This window comes from Arthrobacter sp. NPDC057009 (genome assembly GCF_042673905.1).
Classification (GTDB): domain Bacteria; phylum Actinomycetota; class Actinomycetes; order Actinomycetales; family Micrococcaceae; genus Arthrobacter.
In genome coordinates this window covers 1-23,928 of the sequence record NZ_JBHUSB010000009.1, presented here as the reverse complement: position 1 = coordinate 23,928, position 23,928 = coordinate 1, and the positions used below count along the sequence as shown (strand labels likewise).

The following is a 23,928-nucleotide window of genomic DNA, read 5'->3' as shown; positions in this document are numbered from 1 at the left end:
CCTGCGGGGTTTTCCCGTTCGCTCTATCAGTTCTGCGGGAAGCCGAGGTTGATGCCGCCGTGGCTGGGGTCGAGCCAGCGGGAGGTGATGGCCTTTTCGCGGGTGAAGAACTGGAAGCCCTGCAGGCCGTAGGCCTTGGAGCTGCCGAAGATGGAGTCCTTGAAGCCGCCGAAGGAGTAGTAGGCCACGGGCACCGGGATGGGGACGTTGATGCCGACCATGCCCACCTCGACTTCGTTTTGGAAGCGGCGGGCCGCGCCGCCGTCGTTGGTGAAGATCGCGGTGCCGTTGCCGAACGCGCCGGAGTTGATCAGGTCCAGGCCCTCTTCGTAACTGCGGACGCGGACCACGGCAAGCACCGGACCGAAAATCTCCTCGGTGTAGACGCGGGAGGTGACCGGAACGTCGTCGATCAGGGTGGGGCCGAGCCAGAAGCCGTTCTCGTCGCCGTCGACGTTGATGCCGCGGCCGTCCACCACCACCTTGGCGCCGTCCTCGATGGCGACGTCGATGTAGGAGGCCACCTTGTCGCGGTGCTGCCTGGTGACCAGCGGGCCCATGTCGCAATTGCGGCGGCCGTCACCGATGCGCAGCGTGGCCATCCGGGAGGTGATCTTTTCGATCAGTTCGTCGGCGACGGGCTCGACGGCGACCACGACGCTGATGGCCATGCAGCGTTCACCGGCGGAACCGAATCCGGCGTTGATGGCGGCGTCGGCGGTCAGGTCGAGATCGGCGTCGGGCAGGACCAGCATGTGGTTCTTGGCCCCGCCGAGCGCCTGGACGCGCTTGCCATTGCGGGCAGCGGTCTCGTAGATGTACTGGGCGATCGGGGTGGAACCGACGAAGGAGATGGCCTTGACGTCGGGGTGTTCCAGGAGGCCGTCGACGGCTTCCTTGTCGCCGTGCAGGACGTTGAAGACGCCGTCGGGCAGCCCTGCCTCGGTGAACAGCTCGGCGAGCCAGTTGGCCGCCGTCGGGTCCTTTTCGCTGGGCTTGAGGACCACGGCGTTGCCGGCGGCGATGGCGATCGGCAGGAACCACAGCGGCACCATGGCCGGGAAGTTGAACGGGCTGATGATGCCCACAACGCCCAGCGGCGACTTGGTGGAGTAGACGTCCACGCCGCTGGAGACGTTCTCGGAGTGCTCGCCCTTGATCAGGTGCGGGAAGCCGGTGGCCAGCTCCACAACCTCAAGGCCGCGGGTGATTTCACCCAGCGCGTCGGAGACCACCTTGCCGTGCTCGGCCGTGATGATCTGGGCGAGCTCGCCCTTGCGCTCGTTCAGGAGTTCGCGGAAGCGGAAGATGATCTGCTGGCGCTTGGTGATGGACAGGTCGCGCCAGGCCGGAAAGGCCTTCTGCGCGGATGAGACGGCAGCCTCGATGTCGGCGGCGTTGGCCAGCGCAACCCGCTTGGTCTCGATGCCCCGGGCGGGATCGAAGACCGGCGCGGTGCGGTCACCGGACGAGAGGGCTTCTTCTCCGCCGATCCAGTGGGACAGCACGGGAAGTTCCTGGTTTTCGGACACGCTGTTTTCGGACACGCTTCTTCTCGCTTTCGGGATGGGTGGCAGGGGCGCCGTAGCGGCTTGCTAGCCACCGTAGTCGGGCGGCAGACCGGCGAAGGCGCGACATTTGTCAAGCGCGCTGCCTCCGGATCGACACTTGTACACGCCCGACGGCGGGATCCCCGGTTCTAGATTGAGTGGCACCAGCACTTCCACACAGGAGTTCCCCATGAAACCCCGCACCGCCCAGCCCGCCTCCACCCAGGATCCTGCCGCTGTCCGCACCGGAGAACATTGCCCCCGGACCGGCTGGTGGTACCCGCTGCAGGCCGAACCCGCCACCCCCGCCCAGACCCCAAGGTTCGTGGGGCAGGGAAGCGTCATGCCGGCGGTCGGCGGCTTCCCCTCCCTCTGGCTGCCGAGCCAGGCCGCCTGACGGACCCCCCTGTCCGGCTGGGATCCGGCCCAGTCCTGGTGCAAAAGTCCCCCAGCCATTTACGTGTGCGCATGGAACGGCTAGACTTTGTCAGACAATCTGCACAAACAAGGCAGATCAAAAACCTAGCAATTGGGGAAGCGCATGGCGGAAACGCACCTGTCACCCGAGTCGATGTCCCTGCCTGTGAGAATGTCGCCCGTGGCTTCTGTTTCCCGCCGGGACGGCGTGGTCAACGAGATTCGCCGGGCGGTGGTGCTGGGCACCATCAAGCCCGGGGAGAAGCTCACCGAAGTGCAGCTGTCCGAGTGGCTCAATGTCAGCCGGCCCACCGTCCGCGAGGCACTCAACCAGATGGCACAGGAAGGCCTCCTGGTGCAGGAGCCCTACCGCGGACTCCGCGTAGCCTCCCTCGACACGGCGGCCATCATGGATCTGGCCAACACCCGCATGGCCCTGGACATGCTCGCGGCCACCGCGATCATCGAAGACGAAACCGGGCGCCGGATGCGCATGGTTGAGGAAAGCTGGGCCGAGTACAGCCGCGTGGAGATGGATCCCGACCCGGTTGTGCGGCACGAAAGCCACGTGGCCTTCCACCGCAAGCTCTGGGCCGCGTCCGAGAACGCGCTGCTGCTGCGTCTTTGGCCCGTCACCGAAGCCCACGTCACCATCATCCTCGCCCAGGACCAGGCCACCCGCGCGGACCCCGTCCGCGCCCACCGCGTGCACGAGAAGCTCGTGAAGGCCATTCGGACCAAGGACCTTGAGGTCATCCGGAAGGCCTTCACCGAACACACCATCGACAGCGCGAAGGAACTCATCGCGCTGCTGGACGCACAGAACAAGCAGAAGGAGTAACTGCCCATGAAGATTCTCATTGTCGGCGCAAATGGCCTGCTCGGTTCCGCAGCGGCCGCAGCACTCAAGGGACGGCACGAGGTCATCGAAGCCTCCCGCTCGAGCGACGTCAGCGTGGACCTGGCCGAACCCGATTCGATCCGGCGCATGTTCGACCAGGTGGGCACGGTGGATGCCGTCATCTCCTGCACGGGGTCGGTTCCCTTCAAGCCGCTCTCCGAGCTCACGGACAAGGACTTCAGGGCCGGCTTCGAGGATAAGGTCCTCGGCCAGGTCAACCTGGTGCAGCTTGGCGCCGAGTACATCTCCGACGGCGGCTCCTTCACGCTGACCAGCGGTGTCCTCGCCCGCGAGCCCATCCTGACCGGAGCCGCGGCCTCACTGGCCAACGGCGCGCTGGAGTCGTTCGTGATGGCGGCCGCCGCCGAGTTGCCGAGGGGCATCCGCATCAACGCCGTCAGCCCCACGGTCCTGGCCGAGGCTTCCGGCTATCACGAGTTCTTCCCCGGATTCTCGCAGGTGCCCGCTGACGAGGTGGGACGCGCCTATGTGAAGTCGGTGGAGGGCATCCAGACCGGGCAGGTCTTCGCGCTGGACTAAGCACCTACAAACACAGGCGGCACCGCCCCCGGGGCGCCTTGACGCGAGGCACCCGGGCTGAGTGGCGCCCGGAACCCCCGCCGCCTAAAACGGCGGGGGCTCCGGCTGCTGGAACGGATACGCTGCCCTGCCGACGTCCGCCGGTTCAGTCCTGCAGTTCCGGCCCAGGGGTGACTGCCACTCAAGGTCCCCGCTTGGAGACAACTGCCTGTAGCTCCACGCGCCGATGGACTTCAGCGCGTGGTGCTTTCGGCAGAGCATAGCCAGGTTGCCGGCATCGGTAGTACCGCCATCCTGCCACTCGATGGTGTGATCCGGTTCGCAGACGATGGCCCGGCGCGTGCAGCCCGGGAACCGGCAGGTCCCGTCACGGCAATGCAGGTACCGGCGAAGCGCCTTCGGTGGGCGGTAGACGGTGCGGCCCATGCCGAGGGCCTGGCTCGTAGTGAAATCCGTGAAAAGCCGCTGCCATGTAGGCGCGATGGCCGCCAAGCGGCAGGCCGTTGCAGCATCGATGGGGCCATACCCTTCGAGTTCAGCCATACCGGATTCGGCGGGTTCAGCTGATTCGGCGCCAAGTACATCGCCGCCGGGCACGATCCTGGCGCCCAGGACGGACCCGACAGGGATAGTCACCACGACCTCGGCGCGGAATGCTGAGGATCCTGGGTCATCAGATCCACCAAAAACTGTGTCAGGTCCACCAAAAAGCCGGTAAGCGAGCGCATCCGCCCTGAGCTCCGACAGCGTGCTGGAATCTGACGCAGGATGCGGCGCAGGAGCACCTCCGAGCTCCGCGGCCCGCGCGCTGGCCTGCCGGGCGTCACGGTCGAGTCCGTTGAAAATGGCCATCCCGACTTCCGCCGGAAGAAACGCGGAAAGCGTGCACATGCCGTCCGGCTCGGCCCTGAACCAAACGCCGCGCTCACGCTGGGCGGCTTCCTTGCGGGCAATGAGGCTTTCAGGGTGAAGTCGCTCGCGCAGCCGGCGCAGGCATGCCCGCATTTCGGATGGCGTGCGACGTCTGCCATGCCGCGTCAGCGTGCGCTGCAGGGCCATCGTGGCGAATTTTTCGGCCTGCCCGGCCGGGAGGGAGCGGACCTGGTCGAGAATGATCCGGGCGTGCACCTCGGAGATCTCCCCGGCCTCGACCGCCTCGAGGACTCCCCACTGGAAGATCCCCGGCATCATGCAGCAAGCGCGCGGCCGTGGCTTCCGTCAGAGCGCAGGCCGTGGACACTTCGGAGACGGCCAGGGCATGGGCCTCGTCCCCGGCGAACCGCACCGGTTGGTTCTCTTTCCGCCGGGGAGATTCTTCACCGATCGCTTCTTCGACCCGGGCCAGGGCACTCATTTTCTGTGCTGTTGCCCAGGCAATGAGCCTGTCGGTCGATTCCACCACGCTGAGCGCATCGTCGGCAGAGAGGAAGGATGGAAGCGGCAAGCTCACCGTGCCAACCAACGGCGAATCCTCCTTGTCCGTGAAGTCGACAGCCGGAACCCACGCATCGTCATCCGCCACGAATACCTGGTCTTCCACGCCTGCCCCTTCCCGGAATCCTTGCCCCGAACTGTGCGGGACTATCGCCTGCCTGACACTTTCAGACTAGGGCGAGGGTCTGACATTTAACGGCCGGCTGTGAGGGACCGGCCGGCCGGCAACGCGGAATTTACATTTGCCCGCAATCTCACCACCTTTGTGACGCCGCCCCGGGAAATAGCGGGACCCAGATTTCCGCAATATTTCCTGCTAACCCAGACCCCTCGAAAAAACCACTGGACGTGGTCGGGGTCACAGCGCTACTGTTGAACCAGCACGCAGATTGTTTGACAATAAAACAACCAAACCACAACGGCGGGATTCGCTCAGGCCGCCCTTACCTCCCCCACCGGCAGCGCCCAACGCCGCCGGCCACAAAATTCCTTCGAGCTGCGGATGGCCCCTTGATGCCGCTGCCAGCCCGGTAACCCCATTCCCGTAAAAGAGGGTTTAAACCATGACCAAAACAAGCAAGATCGTCCTTGCTGTCCTCGCCATCGCCATACTGTCCGCAGCCGCAGGCTTCTTCGGCAGCGGCTTCCGCGGCAACAGCGCCTCGGCCTCCACCGGATCGGCGCAGGGCACATTCATCGAGGAAATCAAGAAGCGCGGCGAGCTTCGCGTAGGCGTTGCAATCGCTCCCCCGATGACTGTCCAGCAGGCTGACGGCACGCTGGGCGGCCCAAACCTCATTCCGCTGGAGGAACTGGCAAAGCAGCTCGGTGTGAAGCTGGTGCCGGTTGCGGCGGAGTGGAAGAACATCGTGGCCGGCCTGCAGGCCAACCGCTACGACTTCGCAGCAAACCTGGACTACACCGTGGAGCGGTCACTGGCGATCTCCTTCACGAACCCCGTCTACGAGTACCCCGGCGTGTTCGTGGTGAAGGCCAACTCGCCGCACACGACCTCTGAGCAGATCCTCCAAAGCGGCGGCCAGATCGCAACTGCACAGGGCGCAGCCCCGGAGGCCACGCTGAAGGGCCTGACCTCCAAGATCATGCCCATGGATTCCTACTCGAACGCCATCTCCGCCATCCAGGCAGGCCGGGCGGTCGCAGAATTCACCGACCTCCCAACCGCTGAATCCCAGGCCCAGGCGGACAAGACACTGAAGATTGTGGTGCCGGATCCGGAGATCTACTCGGGCACAGCTGCCTACGGTGTACCGGCCGGCATCGACGCCCGTTCCATGCAGATCGTGAACATCGCCATCGAGCGCGCGCAGAAGAGCGGCAAGCTCACCCAGGCCTACGCCAAGGTCAACTACTTCGAGGTGGACAACCTCGGCGACCTGAAGAAGAAGTGACCTCTCAAGAAGTCACCGGGCAAGTCGCCGGGTAAGGAGCCAAGACATCATGAACTACAACTTCGACTGGGACGTGATTGCGCGGGCATTCCCTGCAATGATGCAGGGCCTCGGAATCACCGTCCAGATAACACTCATCACCATCGCCATCAGCATGGTCCTCGCTGTCCCCGTGGCCGTGGGGCGCATGTCCAAGATTGAGGTCATCCGTTGGGCCGCCCAGGCCTACATCGAGGTCTTCCGCTGCACGCCGCTGCTGGTCCAGCTGTTCTGGATCTTCTACGCCATGCCGGCGCTGACCGGGGTCACCCTTCCCGGCGAGGTCTCGGCGGTCATCGCGCTGACGGCAAACCTCACTGCTTTCATGGCCGAGGCCTACCGCAGCGGATTCCAGTCGGTGCCCGTGGAACAGGTCGAGGCCGGACGGATGCTGCAGCTGAGCCGCTTCCAGCAGCTTCGCTACATCATCGTGCCGCAGGCCCTGCGCCAGCAGCTGCCGGTGATCCTGTCCCTGAACATCTCACTGTTCAAGGACACGGCGCTCGTCTCCACCATCGCCGTCGCGGACCTGATGTTCATCTCGAACACCATCTCCTCCCAGACGTACCGCTCGCTGGAAGTTTTCACCCTCGCGGCATTTGTCTACTTTGCGATCGCCTTCCCGGTGTCCCTGGCAACCAGCGCGCTGGAACGCCGGATGCAGAACAGCTCCGGCATGGGCGCCCCGCCGCCCCGGAAACTTCTGGCCCGCATGATGCCAGGCTCCCGGACGCAGGGCTCCGGAACAGCAGGCTCCGGTACCCCGGGCCCACGGACCACAGACCCGCGGACGGCGGTGCCGGTATGAGCCACCACGCACTCAGCCAGCCAACAGAAGGCACGCAGCTTTCCAGCCGCCGGCAGAAGGACAATGATGGAAGCGAACAGAAGGGCACCCCGGTGACAACTCTGGAGCAGATCGCGGGCCGCGCCGGCAGCGGGCAGGCCCTGGTGGAGGCCCGCGGCCTCCAGAAGAGCTTCGGCGAACGGAAGATCCTCCGCAACGTCGACTTCCAGATGAACAAGGGCGACATCACCGTCATCATCGGCAAAAGCGGTTCCGGCAAGTCCACCCTGCTGCGCGCCCTCGCCGGTCTCACGGACCCCGATGAGGGACAGATCGTCGTGGACGGCCAGACCGTGTTCGCTGAACAGCAGCGCACCAAGGAATGGGAAAACGTCCGTTCGGAAGTCGGCATGGTCTTCCAGACCTACACCCTGTGGCCGCACATGAACGTGCTGGACAACCTGGTCCTGGCACCGCGCAAGGTTCGCGGCGCCGGAGCCAAAGAATCGCGGGACCGCGCCGAGTCCGCTCTCGCCGAAGTGGGTATGGCACACCACATCCTCAGCAAGCCCACCCAGCTCTCCGGCGGTGAACGGCAGCGAGTCGCGATCGCCCGGGCCCTGATGATGAAGCCGAAGCTCCTGCTCTGCGACGAGATCACCTCCGCCCTTGATCCGCCCGTCGCGGCCGAGGTCCTGGACGTCCTGCGCCGCCTGAAGGAGGAAGACGGCATCGCGGTGGCCCTCGTAACCCATGACATGGCCTTCGCCTCCAAGGCCGCCGACCGAGTGGTGTTCTTCCACAACGGCGAGATCGCCGTCAACGCCACCCCGGAAGCAGCATTCGACAAATGCGACAACGAAGACCTCAAGAAGTTCGTGGATGCCGTCCGCTTCTAGCCCGACTGGGTTAAATAGCGGACCGAGAAAGGAAACACTGTGCACACCGTTGTAGTTGGCGGCGGCGTCATCGGCCTGACGCAGGCCTACCACCTCGCCCGGGAGGGCGAGACCGTTACCGTCATTGATGCCCGGGCCACGGGCCTGGGTGCTTCGAAGGTCAACGCAGGCTGGATCTGCCCAGCGGAATCAGCACCCGTGCCGGGGCCCGGCGTCGTACTCAAATCCATGAAGTGGATGCTCCGCCCGGACAGCCCGCTCTACATCCGCCCCTCCCTTGATCCTTCCTTTATACGGTTCATGCTCGGCATGTGGCGCAAGTCCAACGCCCGTGACCAGCGTGCAGGATTTGAGGGTCATCTCCGCCTCGCCGCCGACACCCTCCAGATCTTTGACGAGTACCGCGCCGACGGCATGGACTTCGAGATGCACACAGACGGACTGCTCATGGCGTTCATGGAGCAGGACAACTTCGACCACCACATCGACAACCTGGATCTGGCGTCGCAGTACGGACGCGAGCCGAAGGTGCTGGACCGGGACGCAGTGCATGAGCAGGAACCGCTGCTCACCGACGGCGTGCTTGGTGGAATCTATTTCCCGCAGGAGCGGCACGTCGATCCCGGAGCCATGGCCGCGGCACTGCACAAGCGGCTAGTGGCGATGGGTGTCCGGATCGTTGAGGATTCGCCGATCGATGCGGTTGAGCGCAATGGGGATCGGGTCACCGCAGTGCACAGTGGCGGAAACCGCTATACCGCTGACAACTTTGTCCTTGCTGCCGGTGCCTGGAGCGGCCACCTGTCGAAGCAGTTTGGGGTGGCGCTCCCCGTGCGTCCAGGAAAAGGTTACAGCGTTGAGGTTCCTGCGCTGGGCCTGCGGAGCGCAGTGAATCTATGGGACGCCAAGGTCGCCGTGACCCCGTTCAACGAACGCCTCCGCCTGGCCGGCACCATGGAGTTCGGCGGATTGGACGAGAAGATCAACCAGGTCCGGGTGGATGCGATCCTGCGTGCGCCCGTGAAGTACTTCCGCAATTGGGAGCCCCCCGCCGCAAAGCCGACGCCGATGGCCGGCATGCGGCCAATGACACCAGATGGGCTCCCTGTCATAGGTCAACTCGGACACCTGCAAAACACGTATGTTTCCACCGGCCACGGCATGATGGGCATCACCCTCGCCCCAGGTACCGCTGCCGCCCTCACCGACCTGATCATCCGGGGCCGCACGGCACCCACCCTTCAGCCTTTCAGGGCCGACCGCTTCCGCGGCGTCCAACGCCAACAGCTGCTCACAGCCCGCTAAACCGCTACCCACTTTTGGCCCGCAATCACGAGGCCTAAACACTTCCCGAAAGGAACACCATGTCACGCACCAAGAAGGACCTCCGCGGCATCCTCGCCGCCGTCACCACCCCGTTCACCGAGGACGGAACCGCCATCGACGAAGCCGCGCTGCAGCACCAGGTGGAACGCCTGGTTACTGCCGGGATCCACGGCATCGTCCCCACCGGAACCACCGGCGAATTCACCACCCTCTCCGCTGACGAGTACCGCCGCGTGATCGAGCTCTACGTCAAGGGCGCCGATGGCCGGATCCCCGTCATCGCCGGCATCGGCGCACTCTCCACCCAGGCCGCGATCGACCTCGCCCAGCACGCCGAAACCACCGGCGCCGACGCGATCATGCTCGTCCCGCCGTTCTACGACCCGCTGGACTTCACCACCCTGAAGGCCTTCCTGTCCGCCGTCGCCGGATCCATCACGCTGCCCATCGTGTACTACAACGTCCCGGGCGCCACCGGCATCCGCCTCACCGCCGCTGAGCTCGCCGAACTCGGCCAGATCGAGGGCGTGGACTACATCAAGAACACCTCCGACGACGCCGTGGGCCTGGCAGAACTGCTCGCCAACCACACGAACAGCATCAAGGCCTTCAACGGCTGGGACACCCTGACGTTCTTCGGCATCGCCTCCGGCGCCGAAGCCTCCGTCTGGGGCACCGCCGGCGTGGTCCCGGAACTCGCCGTCGAATTCTGGGAAGCCCTGGCCGAGCAGAAGGACCTGGACCGCGCCCGCGAACTCTGGAAGCACCTGTGGGCCATCAGCGACTTCCTCGAGTCCGTCAATTACGTCGCAGGCATCAAGGCCGGCCTGGAACTCATCGGCCAGCCGGTTGGCCCGCCGCGGCTGCCGATCCTGCCCCTGCCCGCCCAGGAGCGCGAACGGTTCGCCGCGATCCTGCAGAACGCCGGCGTCCTCCCGGCAGTAGCAGCATGAGCACCCGCTCCACCGGCAGGCTCGCCCTGGATGCCATCGAGGTGCACGCGGAAGGAGAACCCGGACGGATCCTGACCAACGCCGCCGGGCTCGTCAGGGGCGAGACGATGGTGGAGCGGCTGCAGTACTGCAAGGAACACCTGGACTGGCTGCGCAGGCTCATGCTCCATGAGCCGCGCGGCTACCCCGGCCTGTGCTCGGTGATCATCCTGCCTGCGGTGAACGAAGGCTCCGATTTCGGCATCGTGGTTCTGGAGCAGGGCGGCTTCACCCCCATGTCCGGATCCAACACCATCTGCGCCGTCACCGCGGTCCTGGAAGCCGGCATCGTCCCCGTCCGCGGACCGGAAACAACGGTCACGATCGACACCGCGGTCGGGACCGTGCAGGCCGTGGCGAAGGTGCACGAGGGCAAAGTCCTCTCGGTGACCGTCGTGAACGTCCCGGCGTTCGTCGTCGAACTCGACTTCCCGCTCCAGGTGCCCGAACTGGGCACGGTGCCGGTCGACGTCGTGTTCGGCGGCCAGTTCTTCGCCCAGGCCCGCGTGGCCGACGTCGGGCTGGAACTGCACCCGGACAACGGCAAGGAACTCGCCCGCGCCGGTGCGCTGATCAAGATGTCCGCGCTGGAACAGATCCAGGTAAGCCACCCGGACAACCCGCTCATCTCCGGGGTCAACCTGGTCATGCTCCACACCGGCGACCGGGCGCCGGGGAGGCAGGACCGCAACACCGTGGTCCTCTCCAACGGCAAACTCGTCCCGTCCGACCCCTCCACCTGGACCGGGGCGCTGGACCGCTCCCCCTGCGGCACCGGCACGTCCGCCCGGATGGCCGCACTCCACGCCCGCGGCCAGCTCGGGATCGGCGAGGACTTCTCGCACCACAGCATCATCGGCAGCGAATTCATCGGCCGCCTCACCGGCACGACGACGGTCGGCGGCCGCGAGGCCGTCCTCCCCACCGTCACGGGGCGGGGCTGGGTCACCGGGCACAGCCAATGGATCCTGGACCCCACCGATCCCTTCCCCACCGGCTACACCGTGGGCGACATCTGGGCACCGGGTTCCTAAAAGCCGGGTTCTTAAATCTTCCAACCAACTGAAAGCAGGAGTTTGTGAGCCAGTTCATTAACGGCAAGCTCGTCGAGGGCACCACCGGGGAAACCGTGGACGTCATCGACCCGTCCAACGGAACCGTCATCGAAACGATCACGCTCGCCGGCAGCGACGACGTCAACCAGGCCGTGCAGGCCGCCCGGGACGCGTTCCCCGACTGGTCCCGGGCCACCCCGGCCGAACGCTCCGCCTCGCTCACCAAGTTCGCGGCGCTCATGGAGGAACGCGCTGAAGAGTTCGCCCGGCTCGAGTCCCGCCAGGCCGGCAAGCCCATCCGCCTCACCCGCGAATTCGACGTCCCCGGCACCATCGACAACATCGCCTTCTTCGCCGGCGCCGCCCGCAACCTCGAAGGCAAGGCCACCGGCGAATACTCCGCCGACCACACCTCCTCCATCCGCCGTGAAGCGATCGGCGTGATCGGCTCCATCTCACCCTGGAACTATCCGCTGCAGATGGCCGCATGGAAGATCCTGCCCGCCATCGCCGCCGGCAACACCATCGTCCTCAAACCCGCCGAAATCACCCCGCTCACCACCCTCCTCTTCGCCCAGACCGCCACCGACGCCGGTGTTCCGGACGGTGTCATCAACGTCATCACCGGCCGCGGCTCCACCGTCGGCGCCGAACTCCTCCGTCACCCCGACGTGGACATGCTCTCCTTCACCGGCTCCACCACCGTGGGCCGCACCGTCCTGGACGCTGCCGCCACCACCGCCAAACGCGTCCACCTCGAACTCGGCGGCAAAGCACCCTTCGTTGTGTTCGACGACGCCGACCTCGAGGCCGCGATCCACGGCGCCGTCGCCGGATCCCTGATCAACACCGGCCAGGACTGCACCGCCGCGACCCGCGCCATCGTCCACCGTTCCCTCTACGAGAAGTTCATCGAGGGCGTCGCCGGACTCTACTCAAGGGTCAAACTCGGTCCCACCGACGACCCCGCCACCGACCTGGGCCCCCTCGTCTCCCGCAGACACCAGGAAACCGTGGCCGGCATGGTGGACCGTGCCCGCGGCTACGCCCGCGTCATCGGCGGCGGCACCCCCGACAAAGAGCACGACGGCGACCTGGCCGACGGCTCCTACTACCGCCCCACTCTGGTTGCCGACGCCACCCCCGACAGTGAAATCTTCCGCGACGAAGTCTTCGGCCCCGTCCTGGCCGTCACGCCGTTCGACACCGACGACGAAGCCATCGACCTCGCCAACGACACCCCGTACGGCCTTGCCGCCTCGGCCTGGACCAAGGACGTCTACCGCGCCCTGCGTGCCACCCGCGAGATCCGCGCCGGCGCCGTCTGGGTCAACGACCACATCCCGATCATCAGCGAAATGCCCCACGGCGGCTTCAAGCAGTCCGGTTTCGGCAAGGACATGTCCACCTACTCCTTCGACGAATACACCGTGGTCAAACACGTCATGTTCGACCTCACCGGCGAGCAGGCCAAGCCCTGGCACCGGACTGTTTTCTCGCTGGAGGGTTAAGAGAATGACGACGACGGGACTTACCGGCCGCTTTGAGGGCAAGACAGCCCTGGTCACCGGAGCGGGCGGCGGCATCGGCTCCGCCATCGCCCGCCGCCTCGCCGCCGAAGGCGCGCACGTCTGCGTGGCCGACGCCAACGAGGCAGCGGCCAAGGAAGTCGCTGATGCCTTGGCCGGCGAGGGCCTCTCGGCCGAGCCGCTGGTCTTCGACCTCCTGGACCCCGAGGCTTCGGAGGCCGCAGTCCAGCGGATCATTGATACGCGCGGCCGGCTCGACGTCCTCGTCAACAACGCCGGCGTCAACCGCCGCGGAGATTTGCTCTCCCTGACGGAGGACGACTGGGACCTCTCCTTCGCCGTGAACGTCGACGCGCTGTTCCACCTGTGCCGGGCCGTCCTGCCGCACATGATCGAACCGGGAGGCGGTGCCATCGTGAACACCGCCTCCCAGTGGGGTCTGTACCCGGCACCCGGGCACATCGCCTACAACGTGTCCAAGGCCGCCGTCGTCGCGTTCACCAAAAACCTCGCCCGCGACTATGCGCCGAACAACATCCGGGTCAACGCCGTCGCGCCTGGCGAGGTGCACACGCCCATGCTCGAAGCCGGGCTCGCCCGCAGCGGCCGCACCGTGGCCGACCTCGACGCGCTCGTCCCGTTGGGGCGGATCGGCAAACCCGAGGAAATCGCCGCACTCGTGGCGTTCCTCGCCTCAGACGAAGCCCCTTACATCTGCGGCTCCGTTATCGAAATCACCGGCGCGCAGGCCGTCGCGTGAGCGCGGAGACAGCGGCGGGCATGCTGGCCGGGAAAACGGTCCTGGTCACCGGCGCCTCGCGCGGCATCGGCCGGGCAACCGCCGAGGCACTGCACCGGGAAGGCGCCCACGTGGTGCTGCACTACGGCAACGACAAGGACTCCGCGCAGGCCACGGCGGACAGGCTCGGGGCGCGCGTGAAGCTCGTGCAGGGCGACCTGCGCAACCCCGACGAAAGACGCAGGGTCTGGGCCGAGGCAGCAGACTGGCGGAACGGCGTCGACATCCTGGTCAACAACGCCGGTGCCTGGCTGCCGTCGGACATCAACGACGACGGCGCCTGGCAGCAGGGCTGGCAGGCCAACTACGAGCTGAACCTGCTGGCCCCTGCCGACCTCTGCAGGGAAGCCATCCTCGGGTTCCGGGAGCGGCGCGGCGGGATCATCGTGAACGTCACCAGCCGCTCGGCGCACCGGGGTGACGACGCCGGACACCTCGCCTACGGCGCGGCGAAGGGCGGGCTGCTCGCCCTCACCAAGGGCATTGCCCGCGGCTACGGCAAGGACAACATCCTCGCCTACGCCGTCGCCCCGGGCTGGGTCGCGACCGACATCGCCGGGGACCTTGCCACGGACCCCTCCGTGCTCGCCGGGCTCCCCCTGGGGGAAGTCACCCCAGCCGAGGACGTCGCCGAGGTGATCGCCTTCCTGGCCTCCGGCCGCTCCCGGCACACCACCGGGGCAACCATCGACATCACCGGCGCCGACTACGTGCGGTAACCGGCGTGAGGTTCAGTCGCATGCTCAACGTCGTGGACGCACACGCCGAAGGTGAGTCCGGCAAGGTTGTGGTCGGCGGTGTCGGCCCGGTGCCAGGGCAGACGATGTTCGACAAGATGCTTCACTTCTCCGAACATCTCGACCATCTGCGCAAGCTGCTCCTCTGCGAGCCGCGCGGCGCGGTATGGCACAACGCGAACGTGGTCCTGCCGTCCAACAACCCCGACGCCGACTTCGGCTACATCATCCTCGAATCCACCGAGTACCCGGCGATGTCCGGCTCGAACACCATGTGCGTGGCGACAGTCCTCCTGGAAACGGGGATGCTGGCGATGACGGAACCGGTCACCCGGTTGGTCCTGGAATCCCCCGCCGGCCTGATCCGGATCGAGGCTGCATGTGCCGACGGCAAGGTGAACCGGGTGAAGCTGGTCAACCAGCCGGCCTTCGTTTACCACCAGGACGCCAAAATCGACGTGCCGGGACTCGGAAGGGTGGCCGTCGACGTCGCTTACGGGGGCATGACGTTCGCCTTCGTGGACGCCGGGTCCATCGGAATTTCCCTGGACGTCAGCCAGGAAGCGGTGCTGTACGACCTCGGGCAGCGCATCAAGAAAGCCGCAGCCGAACAGCTGGAGGTCTCCCACCCCGACGACCCTCGGATTCCCGGCATCACCAACACGTCATTCACCGGACCCCTGATGCGTGAGGAAGGTCCGGACGGCGAAGAGATCGTCAGATCCCGCAACGCCGTGATCGTGTCGCCGGGCCGCCTGGACCGCTCACCCTGCGGAACAGGAACGTCCGCCAGGCTGGCACTGCTGCATGCCCGGGGCGAACTCGTGCCGGGACAGCTGTTCCGGCACGAGTCCCTGATCGGCAGCCAGTTCGACGCCAGGATCGAGAACACCACATCCGTGGGCCCTTACAGCGCGGTGGTTCCCAGCATCTCCGGGCGCGCCTGGATCACGTCATTCAACCAGCTCGTCCTCGACCCTTCGGACCCGTTCCAGGAGGGCTTTGTGGTGGGCAAGCCCTGGGAACCGGAGGGGTCCCACCACCGGGTATCAGCCAGCTAGAACGCGCTCTGCCGTTCCCACGTTCCGGTCCATGCGTGCCAGTGCGTCGCTCCGGCTGATATCGCATGCCAGCGGAGTGGCGCAGGTTTCGTAGTCCGCGATCTGTGCAATGCGGCGCTTGTGCCGGGAGTCCTGCGTGAAGGGCTCCTGCAGGAACAGGAGCGCCAGGTTGCGGCATTCCTCCACGGTGTGTTCGCGGGCGCCAATGGCTATGACGTTCGCGTCGTTGTGCTGCCGCGCCAGCCGTGCAGTTGACTCGTTCCAGACCAGGGCGGCGCGAATGCCCCGGACTTTGTTCGCCGCGATCTGTTCGCCGTTGCCGGAGCCGCCAATGACAATGCCGAGGACTGGCCGGTTGTGGCTGAGGTCGCGGGCGACGCCCTCGGCTGCGCTGATGCAGAATCCCGGGTAGTCATCCTGGGCGTCGTACTCCAGCGGCCCGTGGTCCACCACGTCAAACCCCAGGCTGGCCAGTTCCTGCTGCAACGAGCGGCTCAGTTCGAGGCCTGCGTGATCGGTACCGATGTGGACCCGGTAGGTCGTCCCGGCTCCGCGTTCAATCGTTGATGATGGTTCGTTGGTCATGTGATCGCCTTCAAACTGTTCTCGTAAATTTAGAAGCTGTGGCCTTTAGAAGCTCTGGCCGGCGGAGCCGAGCTGCTGGGTTGCTTCGACGATGCGGGCGGCGAGGCCGGCTTCGGCGGAGGCGCCCCAGACGCGGGGGTCGTAGGTCTTCTTGTTGCCTACCTCGCCGTCGACCTTGAGGACGCCGTCGTAGTTGCGGAACATGTGGTCCGCCACCGGACGGGTGTACGCGTACTGGGTGTCGGTGTCGATGTTCATCTTGATGGTGCCGTAGGACACGGCGTCCGCGATCTCCTGGTCCGAGGAACCCGATCCGCCGTGGAAGACGAGGTCGAACGGGTTCTCCTTGCCGATCTTGGCGCCGACCTGGGCCTGGATGTCCTTCAGGATCTCCGGACGCAGCTTCACCCCGCCCGGCTTGTACACACCATGCACGTTGCCGAAGGTCAGGGCCGTGATGTACCGGCCGTTCTCCCCCGCACCCAGGGCGTCGACGGTGGCCAGGGCGTCTTCCACCGTGGTGTAGAGCTTCTCGTTGATCTCATTCTCAACGCCGTCTTCCTCGCCGCCGACGGTGCCGATCTCCACCTCGAGGATGATCTTGGCTGCGGCGGTCCGGTCCAGCAGTTCACGGGCGATGCGCAGGTTCTCCTGCAGCGTCTCGGCGGAGCCGTCCCACATGTGGGAGTTGAAAAGCGGGTTGCGGCCGGCCTTGACCTCGGCCTCAGAGGCGGCCAGCACCGGCAGCACGAACCCGTCCAGCTTGTCCTTCGGGCAGTGGTCGGTGTGCAGGGCGATGTTGACGTTGTAGTTCTTGGCCACCTCGCGGGCGAACGCGGCGAAGCCCAGCGAACCGGCCACCATGTCCTTCGTGGACGCACCGGACCAGTACGCGGCGCCGCCGGTGGAGACCTGCACGATGCCGTCCGACTCGGCCTCAGCGAACCCGCGCAGGGCAGCGTTCAGGGTCTGGGAAGAAGTGACGTTGACCGCCGGGAACGCGAAGCCGCCCTTCTTGGCACGGTCGATCATGTCGGCATAGATCTCTGGGGTTGCAATGGGCATGTTACTCGACGACCTCGCCGCTGGTTTCGAAGGTGGCGATCTTGCCGATGCGGCGTTCATGGCGCACTTCCTTGGTGAACGGTTCGGCCAGGAAGGCCTCGATCAGTTCGGTGGCTTCCTCAACGGTGTGCTGGCGCCCGCCCACGGCGACCACGTTGGCGTTGTTGTGCTGGCGGGCCAGTTTGGCCGTGTCCAGGTTCCATGCCAGCGCTGCGCGCACGCCCTTGACCTTGTTCGCGGCGATCTGCTCGCCGTTGCCCGAGCCGCCCAGCACAATGCCCAGGGCGTCCACGCCGGCAGCCTGGTCGGCCACGACGGCGGAGGCGGCGTTGATGCAGAATGACGGGTAGTCGTCCTCGGCGTCGTAGACGGCGGGACCATGGTCCACCATCTCGTAGCCGCTGGCTGACAGCGCGGTGATGAGGTGGGAGCTGAGCTCCATGCCGGCGTGGTCGGTTGCGATGTGAACGCGCATGAGTGGTCCTTAGGCTTGTTGGAATACGACGTCGTTGGCGCGCTGTCCTGCCGGGGCGAAGGCGAGCTGGCCGTTGGTGCGGAGGGATTCGATGGCGTCGGCCGGTGACGGCTTGCCGTACACGGACGATCCGGCGACGAAGACGTTGGCGCCGGCCTCAGCGGCGCGGACGATGGTTTCTTCGGTGATGCCGCCGTCGACCTGGATGGCGACGTTCACGCCGGAGCCGTCGACGGCGGCCCGGGCGCGGCGGATCTTGGGCAGGGTGACGTCCAGGAATGCCTGGCCGCCGAAGCCGGGTTCGACGGTCATGATCAGCAGCATGTCCAGTTCCGGGAGCATGTCCAGGTAGGGCTCCACGGGGGTGGCGGGGCGCAGTGCCATGCCGGCCTTGGACCCGCGGGCGCGGAGTTCGCGGGCCAGTTTGATGGGGGCGTCGGACGCCTCGACGTGGAAAGTCACGGAGGCCAGGCCGGCGTCGGCGAACTGCGGTGCCCAGCGGTCCACATTGGAAATCATCAGGTGGGCGTCCAGCGGCACGGGACTGACCTTCTGGATCCGTTCCACCACGGGCAGGCCAATGGTCAGGTTGGGCACGAAGTGGTTGTCCATGACATCCACGTGCACGGCGTCGGCGTTGCTGATGCGGGCCAGCTCGGCTTCGAGGTTAACGAAGTCCGCGGAGAGGATGCTGGGGTTGATGCAGCAATTCAGGGGTGAGGTGGACATGATGTCTGCCTTTCGGTGGTCAGGCTGTCAGTGAGCAGGGTGACGAGGGCGTGGGGACCCATCGGGTCCCCACGCCCTCGAAACGGATGGCGGTCAGCCGGCGGCTGGGATGCCGTGCGGCGGCTAGGAAGCCGTCCGTGCGGCGGCGAGGGCGCCTTCGACGTCGGCCAGGAGTTCCTTCCAGCTGGCCACGAACTTTTCCAGGCCCTCGGACTCGAGCAGCGCAACGACGTTGTTGTAGGACACGCCGAGGTGCTCAAGGGCCGTGAGGACTGTGTTCGCTTCGGAGTACGTACCGGTCAAGGTGTCGCCGGTCACCACGCCGTGGTCGAAGGTGGCGTCCAGGGTCTTCTCCGGCATGGTGTTCACGACGCCGGCGGCCACGAGCTCGGTGACGTAGAGGGTGTCCGGGTAGGCCGGGTCCTTCACACCGGTGGAGGCCCAGAGCGGGCGCTGGGGGCGGGCGCCGGCTTCGGCAAGGACTGCCCAGCGGTCCGTGGAGAACAGCTTTTCGTAGACCTGGTAGGCCAGACGGGCGTTGGCGACGCCGGCCTTGCCCTTGAGTGCCTTGGCCGCGGGGGTGCCGATCACGTCGAGGCGCTTGTCGATTTCGGTGTCCACGCGGGAGACGAAGAACGAGGCGACGGAGTGGATCTTGGACAGGTCGTGGCCGTTTTCCTTGGCCTGCTCCAGACCGGACTGGAAGGCGTTGATGACAGCCCGGTAGCGGTCGAGGGAGAAGATCAGGGTCACGTTGACGCTGATGCCCTCGGCCAGCACCGCCGTAATGGCGTCCAGGCCCTCAAGGGTGGCCGGGATCTTGATCAGGACGTTGTCCTTGTCGACCTTCTTGAAGAGGTTCTTGGCTTCGGCGATGGTGCCTTCGGTGTCCCAGGCCAGGCGGGGATCCACCTCGATGGAGACGCGGCCGTCGACGCCGTTGGTGGCGGCGGCGATCGGGGCGAAGAGGTCGCACGCGTCGGCGACATCCGTCGTCGTGATTTCGAAGATCGTCTCCTCCACGCCGGCGCCCTGCGCGGCAAGTTCGGCGATCTTGGCGTCGTAGTCCGTGCCGGAGGTGATCGCGGCCTGGAAGATGGACGGGTTGGTGGTTACGCCGACCACGTTCTTCTGGTCGATGAGCTTCTGCAGGCTGCCGCTGGCGAGCCGCTCGCGGGATAGGTCATCGAGCCAGATGGACAGGCCTGCCTCGGAAAGCTGTGCGGTGGGTGTTGCGTTGGTCATGGCTTGTTTCTTCCTTCGAAAAATGATCAGGGTCCGCAGCCGGCGCCGCGGAACACCCCGGGGAAAGGGAGGGGTGTTCCGCAGCGACGGCCACAGGCGCGGTTAGTTGGCCGCGGCGGCGAGGGATTCCTTGGCGGCGGCAGTAACAGCTTCTGCCGTGATGCCGAACTCCTGGAACAGCCGCTTGTAGTCGGCCGAGGCGCCGAAGTGCTCGAGGCTGATGGAGCGGCCGGCGTCGCCGACGAACTCCTTCCAGCCAAGCGCAAGGCCGGCCTCAACGGAGACACGGGCGGTGACCGCTGCGGGCAGGACAGCCTCGCGGTACTCAGCATCCTGCTTGTTGAACCACTCAACGCACGGCATGGAGACCACACGGGCGGCGATGCCTTCGGCCTGCAGCGTCTCGCGGGCCTGGACGGCGAGTGCGACCTCGGAACCGGTGGCGATCAGGATGACCTGCGGGTCAACGGTTTTGCCGTCCCTGGCTGCCTCGGCCAGCACGTAACCGCCCTTGGCGACGCCGGCGGTCGATGCGAAGGTGTCACCCTCGGCAGCGCCCTCGCCGCGGGCGAAGACCGGAACGTTCTGGCGGGTCAGGACGATGCCGGCCGGGTTTTCAGTGTTCTCCAGGATGGTCTTCCACGCGATGCCAACCTCGTTGGCGTCGGCCGGGCGGACGACGTCCAGACCCGGAATCGCACGCAGAGTGGCGAGCTGTTCCACCGGCTGGTGGGTGGGGCCGTCCTCGCCGAGGCCGATGGAGTCGTGCGACCACACATAGATGGACGGGACACCCATGAGTGCAGAGAGGCGGATGGCCGGCTTCTGGTAATCGCTGAAGATCAGGAACGTGCCGGAGAACGCACGGGTCTTGCCGTGCAGGCTGATGCCGTTCACGATCGACGCGGCTGCGTGCTCACGGATACCGAAGTGCAGGACCCGGCCGTACGGGTTGCCCTTCCAGGCTTCCGTGGAGCGGGAGGCCGGGATGAACGACGGCGAACCCTCGATCGTGGTGTTGTTCGACTCGGCGAGGTCGCAGGAGCCGCCCCAGAGTTCCGGCATGACCGGGCCGATGGCGTTCAGGACCTTGCCGGAGGCGGCACGGGTGGAGACGTCCTTGCCGGCCTCGAAGGCCGGCAGGACGGCTTCGAGTCCGGCCGGGAGTTCACGGGCTTCGACGCGCTCGAGCAGGGCCGCAGCCTCCGGGTTGGCGGACTGCCAGGCCGCGAACGACTCTTCCCATTCCGAGCGGGCGGCTGCGCCGCGCTCCACCACCTGGCGGGCGTGGGCCAGGACTTCCTGGTCAACCTCGAAGGACTTGGCAGGGTCGAAGCCGAGGACTTCCTTCAGGGCTGCAACTTCGTCGCCGCCGAGGGCGGAGCCGTGGATCTTGCCGGTGTTCTGCTTCTTGGGGGCCGGGTAGCCGATGATGGTACGCAGCGAGATGATGGACGGCCTGGAGGTCTCAGCCTTGGCAGCCAACAGCGCGGAGTAGAGCGCCTGGATGTCTTCGACGTATTCGCCGGTCCTGGTCCAGTCAACGCGCTGGGTGTGCCAGCCGTAGGACTCGTAGCGCTTCAGGACGTCTTCAGTGAAGGCGATGTCGGTGTCGTCCTCGATGGAGATGTGGTTCTCGTCGTAGATGACCACGAGGTTGCCCAGTTCCTGGTGCCCGGCCAGGGAGGAAGCCTCGGAGGTGACGCCTTCCTGGATGTCGCCGTCGGAGGCGATGACCCAGATGGTGTGGTCGAACGGGCTCTCGCCGGCGGGAGCATCGGCGTCGAACAGGCCGCGCTGGCGGCGCTGGGAGTAGGCGAAACCGACCGAGGAGGCCAGGCCCTGGCCCAGCGGGCCGGTGGTGATTTCAACCCCGGCGGTGTGCTTGTATTCCGGGTGGCCCGGGGTCAGCGAACCCCAGGTGCGCAACGCTTCCAGGTCCTTCAGTTCCAGGCCATAGCCGGAGAGGAACAACTGGACGTACAGGGTCAGCGAGGAGTGGCCGGGGGACAGGATGAAGCGGTCACGGCCGATCCAGTCGGCGTCGCGCGGGTCATGCCGCATCAGCTTCTGGAACAGCAGGTACGCGGCCGGAGCCAGGCTCATCGCCGTGCCGGGGTGACCGTTGCCGACCTTCTCCACGGCGTCCGCGGCCAGAACCCGGGCGGTGTCCACCGCACGCTGGTCCTCGGCCGTCCAGTCGAGTGTTGAATCAATGGTGCTCTCAGCGATACGTGTCGCGGTTGCAGTCGGATTCACGGTATATCTCCTTTGATACGGTCATCGGCCAATAGCGGCCGGTCTCTGGTTGCTACCCATAATTCCGAAACAAATGGGTAGGGGTAACACTGTTTTCTGACGGTTTTTGGCTATACTTTCGGATGGGCGGATGTTTCGCCCGGTGGCTGTGCGAGGAAGCGCGGCCGCTCACCAGTCCAGAAGGAATTCACTATGTCCCTTTCAGACCTGCCGTGGCCTCTTCTGCAATCCGTGGCAGCATTGGCTGATGCCCCCCTCGCCCAGATTGCGGAACGCCTGCGCGACGCGGCGCTGCCGCATCTGGGATGCAGCGCGCTGGTCATCTTCACCGAAGACTGCACGGGCCGCCCGCAGAAGAAGGCAGGCCAGGAAGACATCATCTCCAAGGTGTCCATCGCGGAGCTCGACGAGCTTCGCGCCGGCCTTTCGGATGAGACGCCGTGGTTCGGCGAAGCCGTGCTCGCTGGCCGGCCCCGGCCCGCACTGGCCATGAAACACGGCCCCAGCCAGGCCATCCTGGTCCTCACCGATCCCCGCCCGGAAGATCCACTGGACAACCCCGGGCTGGAACTGCTGACGTACCTGTGGGGCATTACGGCCCGCCGGATCCAGGAAAAGGTGGCCGATGCGTCGCCGTCGTACCTGGCGGAATCGCGGGCGGCCTCGGCTGAACGCGTGCGCGTGACGGCAGAACTGACTGACCTGCACTCCACCACGTTGGAGACCCTGCTGGCGGCCCTGCGCTCGTCCTCCCTGGCGGACGGCGCCGCCCGCGCGACGGTCACCGACCTCACGGCCAAGGCGCTGGTGGGGCTCCGCACCCTCAGCGACCGCACCACGGACCTTGTGGAAGAGCCCGTGGCTAAAGCCTTTGAACGGCTGCGGGAGGACCTGCGGCCGCTCACCAGCTTCAGCGGAACTGAGGTCCAGTTCATCGAACCGCCGCTGAACGGACGGGCCCTTCCCGGCGAAGTAGCCCACGCGGCGCGCGCTGTGGTCCGCGGGTTGGTGCTGGCCATGATGGAACAGCCCGAGGTCAGCAGGATCCGGACGCATTGGGACTGCGACGGCGAGAACCTGCTGATCAACGTACGTGACGACGGCGGCGGCGCCCTCACCACCCAGGACTCGAGCATCAGCCGTCTGGACCGCCGGGTCCAGGCGCTCAACGGACATCTGCGGATGGACGTCATGCCGGGCTGGGGTGCCGACATCTTCGTTTCGCTCCCGCTGGACCTGCCGGCCCGCCCGGCCGGGGATGCCGCGGGATGGAACCTCGCCGCCCGGGAACTTGAAGTGCTCCAGCACCTGGCCGCCGGGCACCGCAACCGCACCATCGCGTCCACCATGGGCATCAGCGAGAACACGGTCAAGTTCCACGTTCGGAACCTGTTCCGGAAGCTCGACGTCGGTTCACGCACCGAGGCGATTGCGCTGGCGCACAGCCACGGATTCCGGTGATCGGACAGGAAGTCCGCTCCCCCGGCTGAAGTGCCCGGCTCCGTAAGGGAGACCGGGCACTTCTGCGTTTGGCGCCGTTGCCGCTGGCCGGTCAGTGCGTTGTGCATGGTGGAACTCTTTCGCGTACTGCTGCTGGACGTTGGGCCGGAAACGACCCTTTTGGGTAGGTGGTGGTGGGGTTAGGTGGTCATGGTGGCGAACATGAGGGCCATGGTGGTGGCGCCGAGGGCTTCGAGGGCGTGTTCGGTGCGGGTGGAGTGTTTGCGGCCGTGGTGGGTGGTTGTGGTGGTGCGGTGGCGGAGGATGAGGATGAGGAAGGTGGTTGCGGCGGCGGCGAAGACGAGGGTGAAGGCGATGGCGGGGGTGTTGCCCAGGGCGGCGGTTGTTGTTGTTGCGGTGTCGGCGGTGCCGTGATGTGCGCTGTGGGTGGCGTGGGTGCTGGCCGCGGTGGTCCCGGTTGCGGTTGGGGTTGCCGTGGTGGGGGTGTGGGTGGTCATGAGGGCGATCATGGTGGCGGCGGCGGCCATGGTGAGGGAGTGGTAGGCGCATTTGAGTCTGCCTTGGTTGCCGGCGCAGAGGAGTTTGAATTCGGGGCGGGCGACGGCCTGGAGGGTGAACCAGAGCGCGGCGG

Annotated in this window: 23 protein-coding genes; 14 read left to right on the top strand and 9 right to left on the bottom strand. The window is 66.1% G+C overall.

Translation table 11 applies throughout. The features are described 5' to 3' along the window. Nucleotides 1–26: 26 nt before the first annotated feature. The gene (locus ACFTR6_RS11220) at nt 27–1,547 is read right to left on the bottom strand and encodes a CoA-acylating methylmalonate-semialdehyde dehydrogenase (RefSeq protein WP_377957979.1); all 1,521 of its coding nucleotides are present in this window, start codon (nt 1,545–1,547) and stop codon (nt 27–29) included. A gap of 193 nt (nt 1,548–1,740) precedes the next feature. Between ACFTR6_RS11220 and ACFTR6_RS11215 the strand changes: the two genes are divergently transcribed. The 3 genes from ACFTR6_RS11215 (at nt 1,741) to ACFTR6_RS11205 (ending at nt 3,408) form a co-directional block, all read left to right on the top strand. Then, nucleotides 1,741–1,947 (top strand): hypothetical protein, encoded by a 207-nt coding sequence (locus tag ACFTR6_RS11215; RefSeq protein ID WP_377957978.1) that lies wholly within the window; start codon nt 1,741–1,743, stop codon nt 1,945–1,947. A 192-nt stretch (nt 1,948–2,139) separates the two neighbouring features. Next, on the top strand, nt 2,140–2,808 hold the full coding sequence (locus tag ACFTR6_RS11210; RefSeq protein ID WP_377958084.1) for a GntR family transcriptional regulator: 669 nt from the start codon (nt 2,140–2,142) through the stop codon (nt 2,806–2,808). Between the two features lie 6 nt (nt 2,809–2,814). Then, nucleotides 2,815–3,408, top strand: a complete 594-nt coding sequence (locus ACFTR6_RS11205) for a short chain dehydrogenase (protein WP_377957977.1) — start codon at nt 2,815–2,817, stop codon at nt 3,406–3,408. Nucleotides 3,409–3,492: 84 nt separating this feature from the next. On the opposite strand, the gene ACFTR6_RS11200 is transcribed toward ACFTR6_RS11205, so the two are convergent. Continuing rightward, nucleotides 3,493–4,599 carry a DUF222 domain-containing protein gene (locus ACFTR6_RS11200; RefSeq protein ID WP_377957976.1) on the bottom strand — a complete coding sequence of 369 codons (1,107 nt, stop codon included), beginning with the start codon at nt 4,597–4,599 and terminating at the stop codon, nt 3,493–3,495. 806 nt (nt 4,600–5,405) lie between these two features. On the opposite strand from ACFTR6_RS11200, the gene ACFTR6_RS11195 reads away from it, so the two are divergent. The 10 genes from ACFTR6_RS11195 to ACFTR6_RS11150 are packed head-to-tail and all read left to right on the top strand — an operon-like array spanning nt 5,406 to nt 15,478. After that, nucleotides 5,406–6,254 (top strand): ABC transporter substrate-binding protein, encoded by an 849-nt coding sequence (locus ACFTR6_RS11195; RefSeq protein WP_087873161.1) that lies wholly within the window; start codon nt 5,406–5,408, stop codon nt 6,252–6,254. Nucleotides 6,255–6,303: 49 nt separating this feature from the next. Continuing rightward, complete coding sequence (locus ACFTR6_RS11190; RefSeq protein ID WP_377957975.1) at nt 6,304–7,101, top strand: amino acid ABC transporter permease; 798 nt, start codon at nt 6,304–6,306, stop codon at nt 7,099–7,101. Next, entirely contained in the window at nt 7,098–7,979 is an 882-nt protein-coding gene (locus ACFTR6_RS11185) for an amino acid ABC transporter ATP-binding protein (RefSeq protein WP_377957974.1), read from the top strand. The genes ACFTR6_RS11190 and ACFTR6_RS11185 overlap by 4 nt, the downstream gene beginning before the upstream one ends. A 39-nt stretch (nt 7,980–8,018) precedes the next feature. Next, on the top strand, nt 8,019–9,284 hold the full coding sequence (locus ACFTR6_RS11180; RefSeq protein ID WP_377957973.1) for an NAD(P)/FAD-dependent oxidoreductase: 1,266 nt from the start codon (nt 8,019–8,021) through the stop codon (nt 9,282–9,284). Between the two features lie 59 nt (nt 9,285–9,343). Further along, complete coding sequence (locus ACFTR6_RS11175) at nt 9,344–10,258, top strand: dihydrodipicolinate synthase family protein (RefSeq protein ID WP_076799323.1); 915 nt, start codon at nt 9,344–9,346, stop codon at nt 10,256–10,258. Then, nucleotides 10,255–11,331 carry a proline racemase family protein gene (locus ACFTR6_RS11170; protein ID WP_377957972.1) on the top strand — a complete coding sequence of 359 codons (1,077 nt, stop codon included), beginning with the start codon at nt 10,255–10,257 and terminating at the stop codon, nt 11,329–11,331. The genes ACFTR6_RS11175 and ACFTR6_RS11170 overlap by 4 nt, the downstream gene beginning before the upstream one ends. Before the next feature lie 44 nt (nt 11,332–11,375). After that, nucleotides 11,376–12,863: a gamma-aminobutyraldehyde dehydrogenase gene (locus ACFTR6_RS11165; protein WP_377957971.1), complete on the top strand. Its 1,488-nt coding sequence runs from the start codon at nt 11,376–11,378 to the stop codon at nt 12,861–12,863. Between the two features lie 4 nt (nt 12,864–12,867). After that, complete coding sequence (locus ACFTR6_RS11160) at nt 12,868–13,641, top strand: SDR family NAD(P)-dependent oxidoreductase (protein ID WP_377957970.1); 774 nt, start codon at nt 12,868–12,870, stop codon at nt 13,639–13,641. Further along, nucleotides 13,638–14,399, top strand: coding sequence for an SDR family NAD(P)-dependent oxidoreductase (locus ACFTR6_RS11155; protein WP_377957969.1), 762 nt, complete (start codon nt 13,638–13,640; stop codon nt 14,397–14,399). The genes ACFTR6_RS11160 and ACFTR6_RS11155 overlap by 4 nt, the downstream gene beginning before the upstream one ends. A gap of 20 nt (nt 14,400–14,419) precedes the next feature. Continuing rightward, nucleotides 14,420–15,478 carry a proline racemase family protein gene (locus ACFTR6_RS11150; RefSeq protein WP_377957968.1) on the top strand — a complete coding sequence of 353 codons (1,059 nt, stop codon included), beginning with the start codon at nt 14,420–14,422 and terminating at the stop codon, nt 15,476–15,478. Here the strand turns inward: ACFTR6_RS11150 and ACFTR6_RS11145 are convergent. From ACFTR6_RS11145 to tkt, 6 genes are all read right to left on the bottom strand, one after another. Beyond that, nucleotides 15,467–16,063 carry a ribose-5-phosphate isomerase gene (locus ACFTR6_RS11145; RefSeq protein WP_377957967.1) on the bottom strand — a complete coding sequence of 199 codons (597 nt, stop codon included), beginning with the start codon at nt 16,061–16,063 and terminating at the stop codon, nt 15,467–15,469. The genes ACFTR6_RS11150 and ACFTR6_RS11145 overlap by 12 nt on opposite strands. Before the next feature lie 45 nt (nt 16,064–16,108). Further along, nucleotides 16,109–17,128 carry a class II fructose-bisphosphate aldolase gene (gene fbaA / locus ACFTR6_RS11140; protein WP_377957966.1) on the bottom strand — a complete coding sequence of 340 codons (1,020 nt, stop codon included), beginning with the start codon at nt 17,126–17,128 and terminating at the stop codon, nt 16,109–16,111. Between the two features lies 1 nt (nt 17,129). Then, nucleotides 17,130–17,603, bottom strand: a complete 474-nt coding sequence (locus ACFTR6_RS11135; RefSeq protein ID WP_377957965.1) for a ribose-5-phosphate isomerase — start codon at nt 17,601–17,603, stop codon at nt 17,130–17,132. Between the two features lie 9 nt (nt 17,604–17,612). Beyond that, a complete protein-coding gene (gene rpe, locus ACFTR6_RS11130; RefSeq protein WP_377957964.1) occupies nt 17,613–18,332 on the bottom strand; it encodes a ribulose-phosphate 3-epimerase in 720 nt (239 codons plus the stop codon). A 123-nt stretch (nt 18,333–18,455) separates the two neighbouring features. Further along, entirely contained in the window at nt 18,456–19,577 is a 1,122-nt protein-coding gene (tal, locus tag ACFTR6_RS11125; RefSeq protein WP_377957963.1) for a transaldolase, read from the bottom strand. A 102-nt stretch (nt 19,578–19,679) separates the two neighbouring features. Beyond that, nucleotides 19,680–21,836 (bottom strand): transketolase, encoded by a 2,157-nt coding sequence (gene tkt, locus ACFTR6_RS11120; RefSeq protein WP_377957962.1) that lies wholly within the window; start codon nt 21,834–21,836, stop codon nt 19,680–19,682. 192 nt (nt 21,837–22,028) lie between these two features. Between tkt and ACFTR6_RS11115 the strand changes: the two genes are divergently transcribed. Further along, complete coding sequence (locus ACFTR6_RS11115) at nt 22,029–23,297, top strand: response regulator transcription factor family protein (RefSeq protein ID WP_076799332.1); 1,269 nt, start codon at nt 22,029–22,031, stop codon at nt 23,295–23,297. A 179-nt stretch (nt 23,298–23,476) separates the two neighbouring features. On the opposite strand, the gene ACFTR6_RS11110 is transcribed toward ACFTR6_RS11115, so the two are convergent. After that, on the bottom strand, nt 23,477–23,928 hold a 452-nt coding region (locus ACFTR6_RS11110; RefSeq protein ID WP_377957961.1), incomplete at its 5' end, for a DUF5134 domain-containing protein.

What these genes read in the sequence shown, in the direction of transcription:
- tal (WP_377957963.1), bottom strand. Translation starts at nt 19,577, where the DNA reads ATGACCAACGCAACACCCACCGCACAGCTTTCCGAGGCAGGCCTGTCC.
- ACFTR6_RS11195 (WP_087873161.1), top strand. Translation starts at nt 5,406, where the DNA reads ATGACCAAAACAAGCAAGATCGTCCTTGCTGTCCTCGCCATCGCCATA.
- ACFTR6_RS11210 (WP_377958084.1), top strand. Translation starts at nt 2,140, where the DNA reads ATGTCGCCCGTGGCTTCTGTTTCCCGCCGGGACGGCGTGGTCAACGAG.
- ACFTR6_RS11135 (WP_377957965.1), bottom strand. Translation starts at nt 17,603, where the DNA reads ATGCGCGTTCACATCGCAACCGACCACGCCGGCATGGAGCTCAGCTCC.
- ACFTR6_RS11160 (WP_377957970.1), top strand. Translation starts at nt 12,868, where the DNA reads ATGACGACGACGGGACTTACCGGCCGCTTTGAGGGCAAGACAGCCCTG.
- ACFTR6_RS11175 (WP_076799323.1), top strand. Translation starts at nt 9,344, where the DNA reads ATGTCACGCACCAAGAAGGACCTCCGCGGCATCCTCGCCGCCGTCACC.
- ACFTR6_RS11115 (WP_076799332.1), top strand. Translation starts at nt 22,029, where the DNA reads ATGTCCCTTTCAGACCTGCCGTGGCCTCTTCTGCAATCCGTGGCAGCA.
- ACFTR6_RS11185 (WP_377957974.1), top strand. Translation starts at nt 7,098, where the DNA reads ATGAGCCACCACGCACTCAGCCAGCCAACAGAAGGCACGCAGCTTTCC.
- ACFTR6_RS11150 (WP_377957968.1), top strand. Translation starts at nt 14,420, where the DNA reads ATGCTCAACGTCGTGGACGCACACGCCGAAGGTGAGTCCGGCAAGGTT.
- rpe (WP_377957964.1), bottom strand. Translation starts at nt 18,332, where the DNA reads ATGTCCACCTCACCCCTGAATTGCTGCATCAACCCCAGCATCCTCTCC.
- ACFTR6_RS11205 (WP_377957977.1), top strand. Translation starts at nt 2,815, where the DNA reads ATGAAGATTCTCATTGTCGGCGCAAATGGCCTGCTCGGTTCCGCAGCG.
- ACFTR6_RS11145 (WP_377957967.1), bottom strand. Translation starts at nt 16,063, where the DNA reads ATGACCAACGAACCATCATCAACGATTGAACGCGGAGCCGGGACGACC.
- ACFTR6_RS11170 (WP_377957972.1), top strand. Translation starts at nt 10,255, where the DNA reads ATGAGCACCCGCTCCACCGGCAGGCTCGCCCTGGATGCCATCGAGGTG.
- fbaA (WP_377957966.1), bottom strand. Translation starts at nt 17,128, where the DNA reads ATGCCCATTGCAACCCCAGAGATCTATGCCGACATGATCGACCGTGCC.
- ACFTR6_RS11215 (WP_377957978.1), top strand. Translation starts at nt 1,741, where the DNA reads ATGAAACCCCGCACCGCCCAGCCCGCCTCCACCCAGGATCCTGCCGCT.
- ACFTR6_RS11200 (WP_377957976.1), bottom strand. Translation starts at nt 4,599, where the DNA reads ATGATGCCGGGGATCTTCCAGTGGGGAGTCCTCGAGGCGGTCGAGGCC.
- ACFTR6_RS11190 (WP_377957975.1), top strand. Translation starts at nt 6,304, where the DNA reads ATGAACTACAACTTCGACTGGGACGTGATTGCGCGGGCATTCCCTGCA.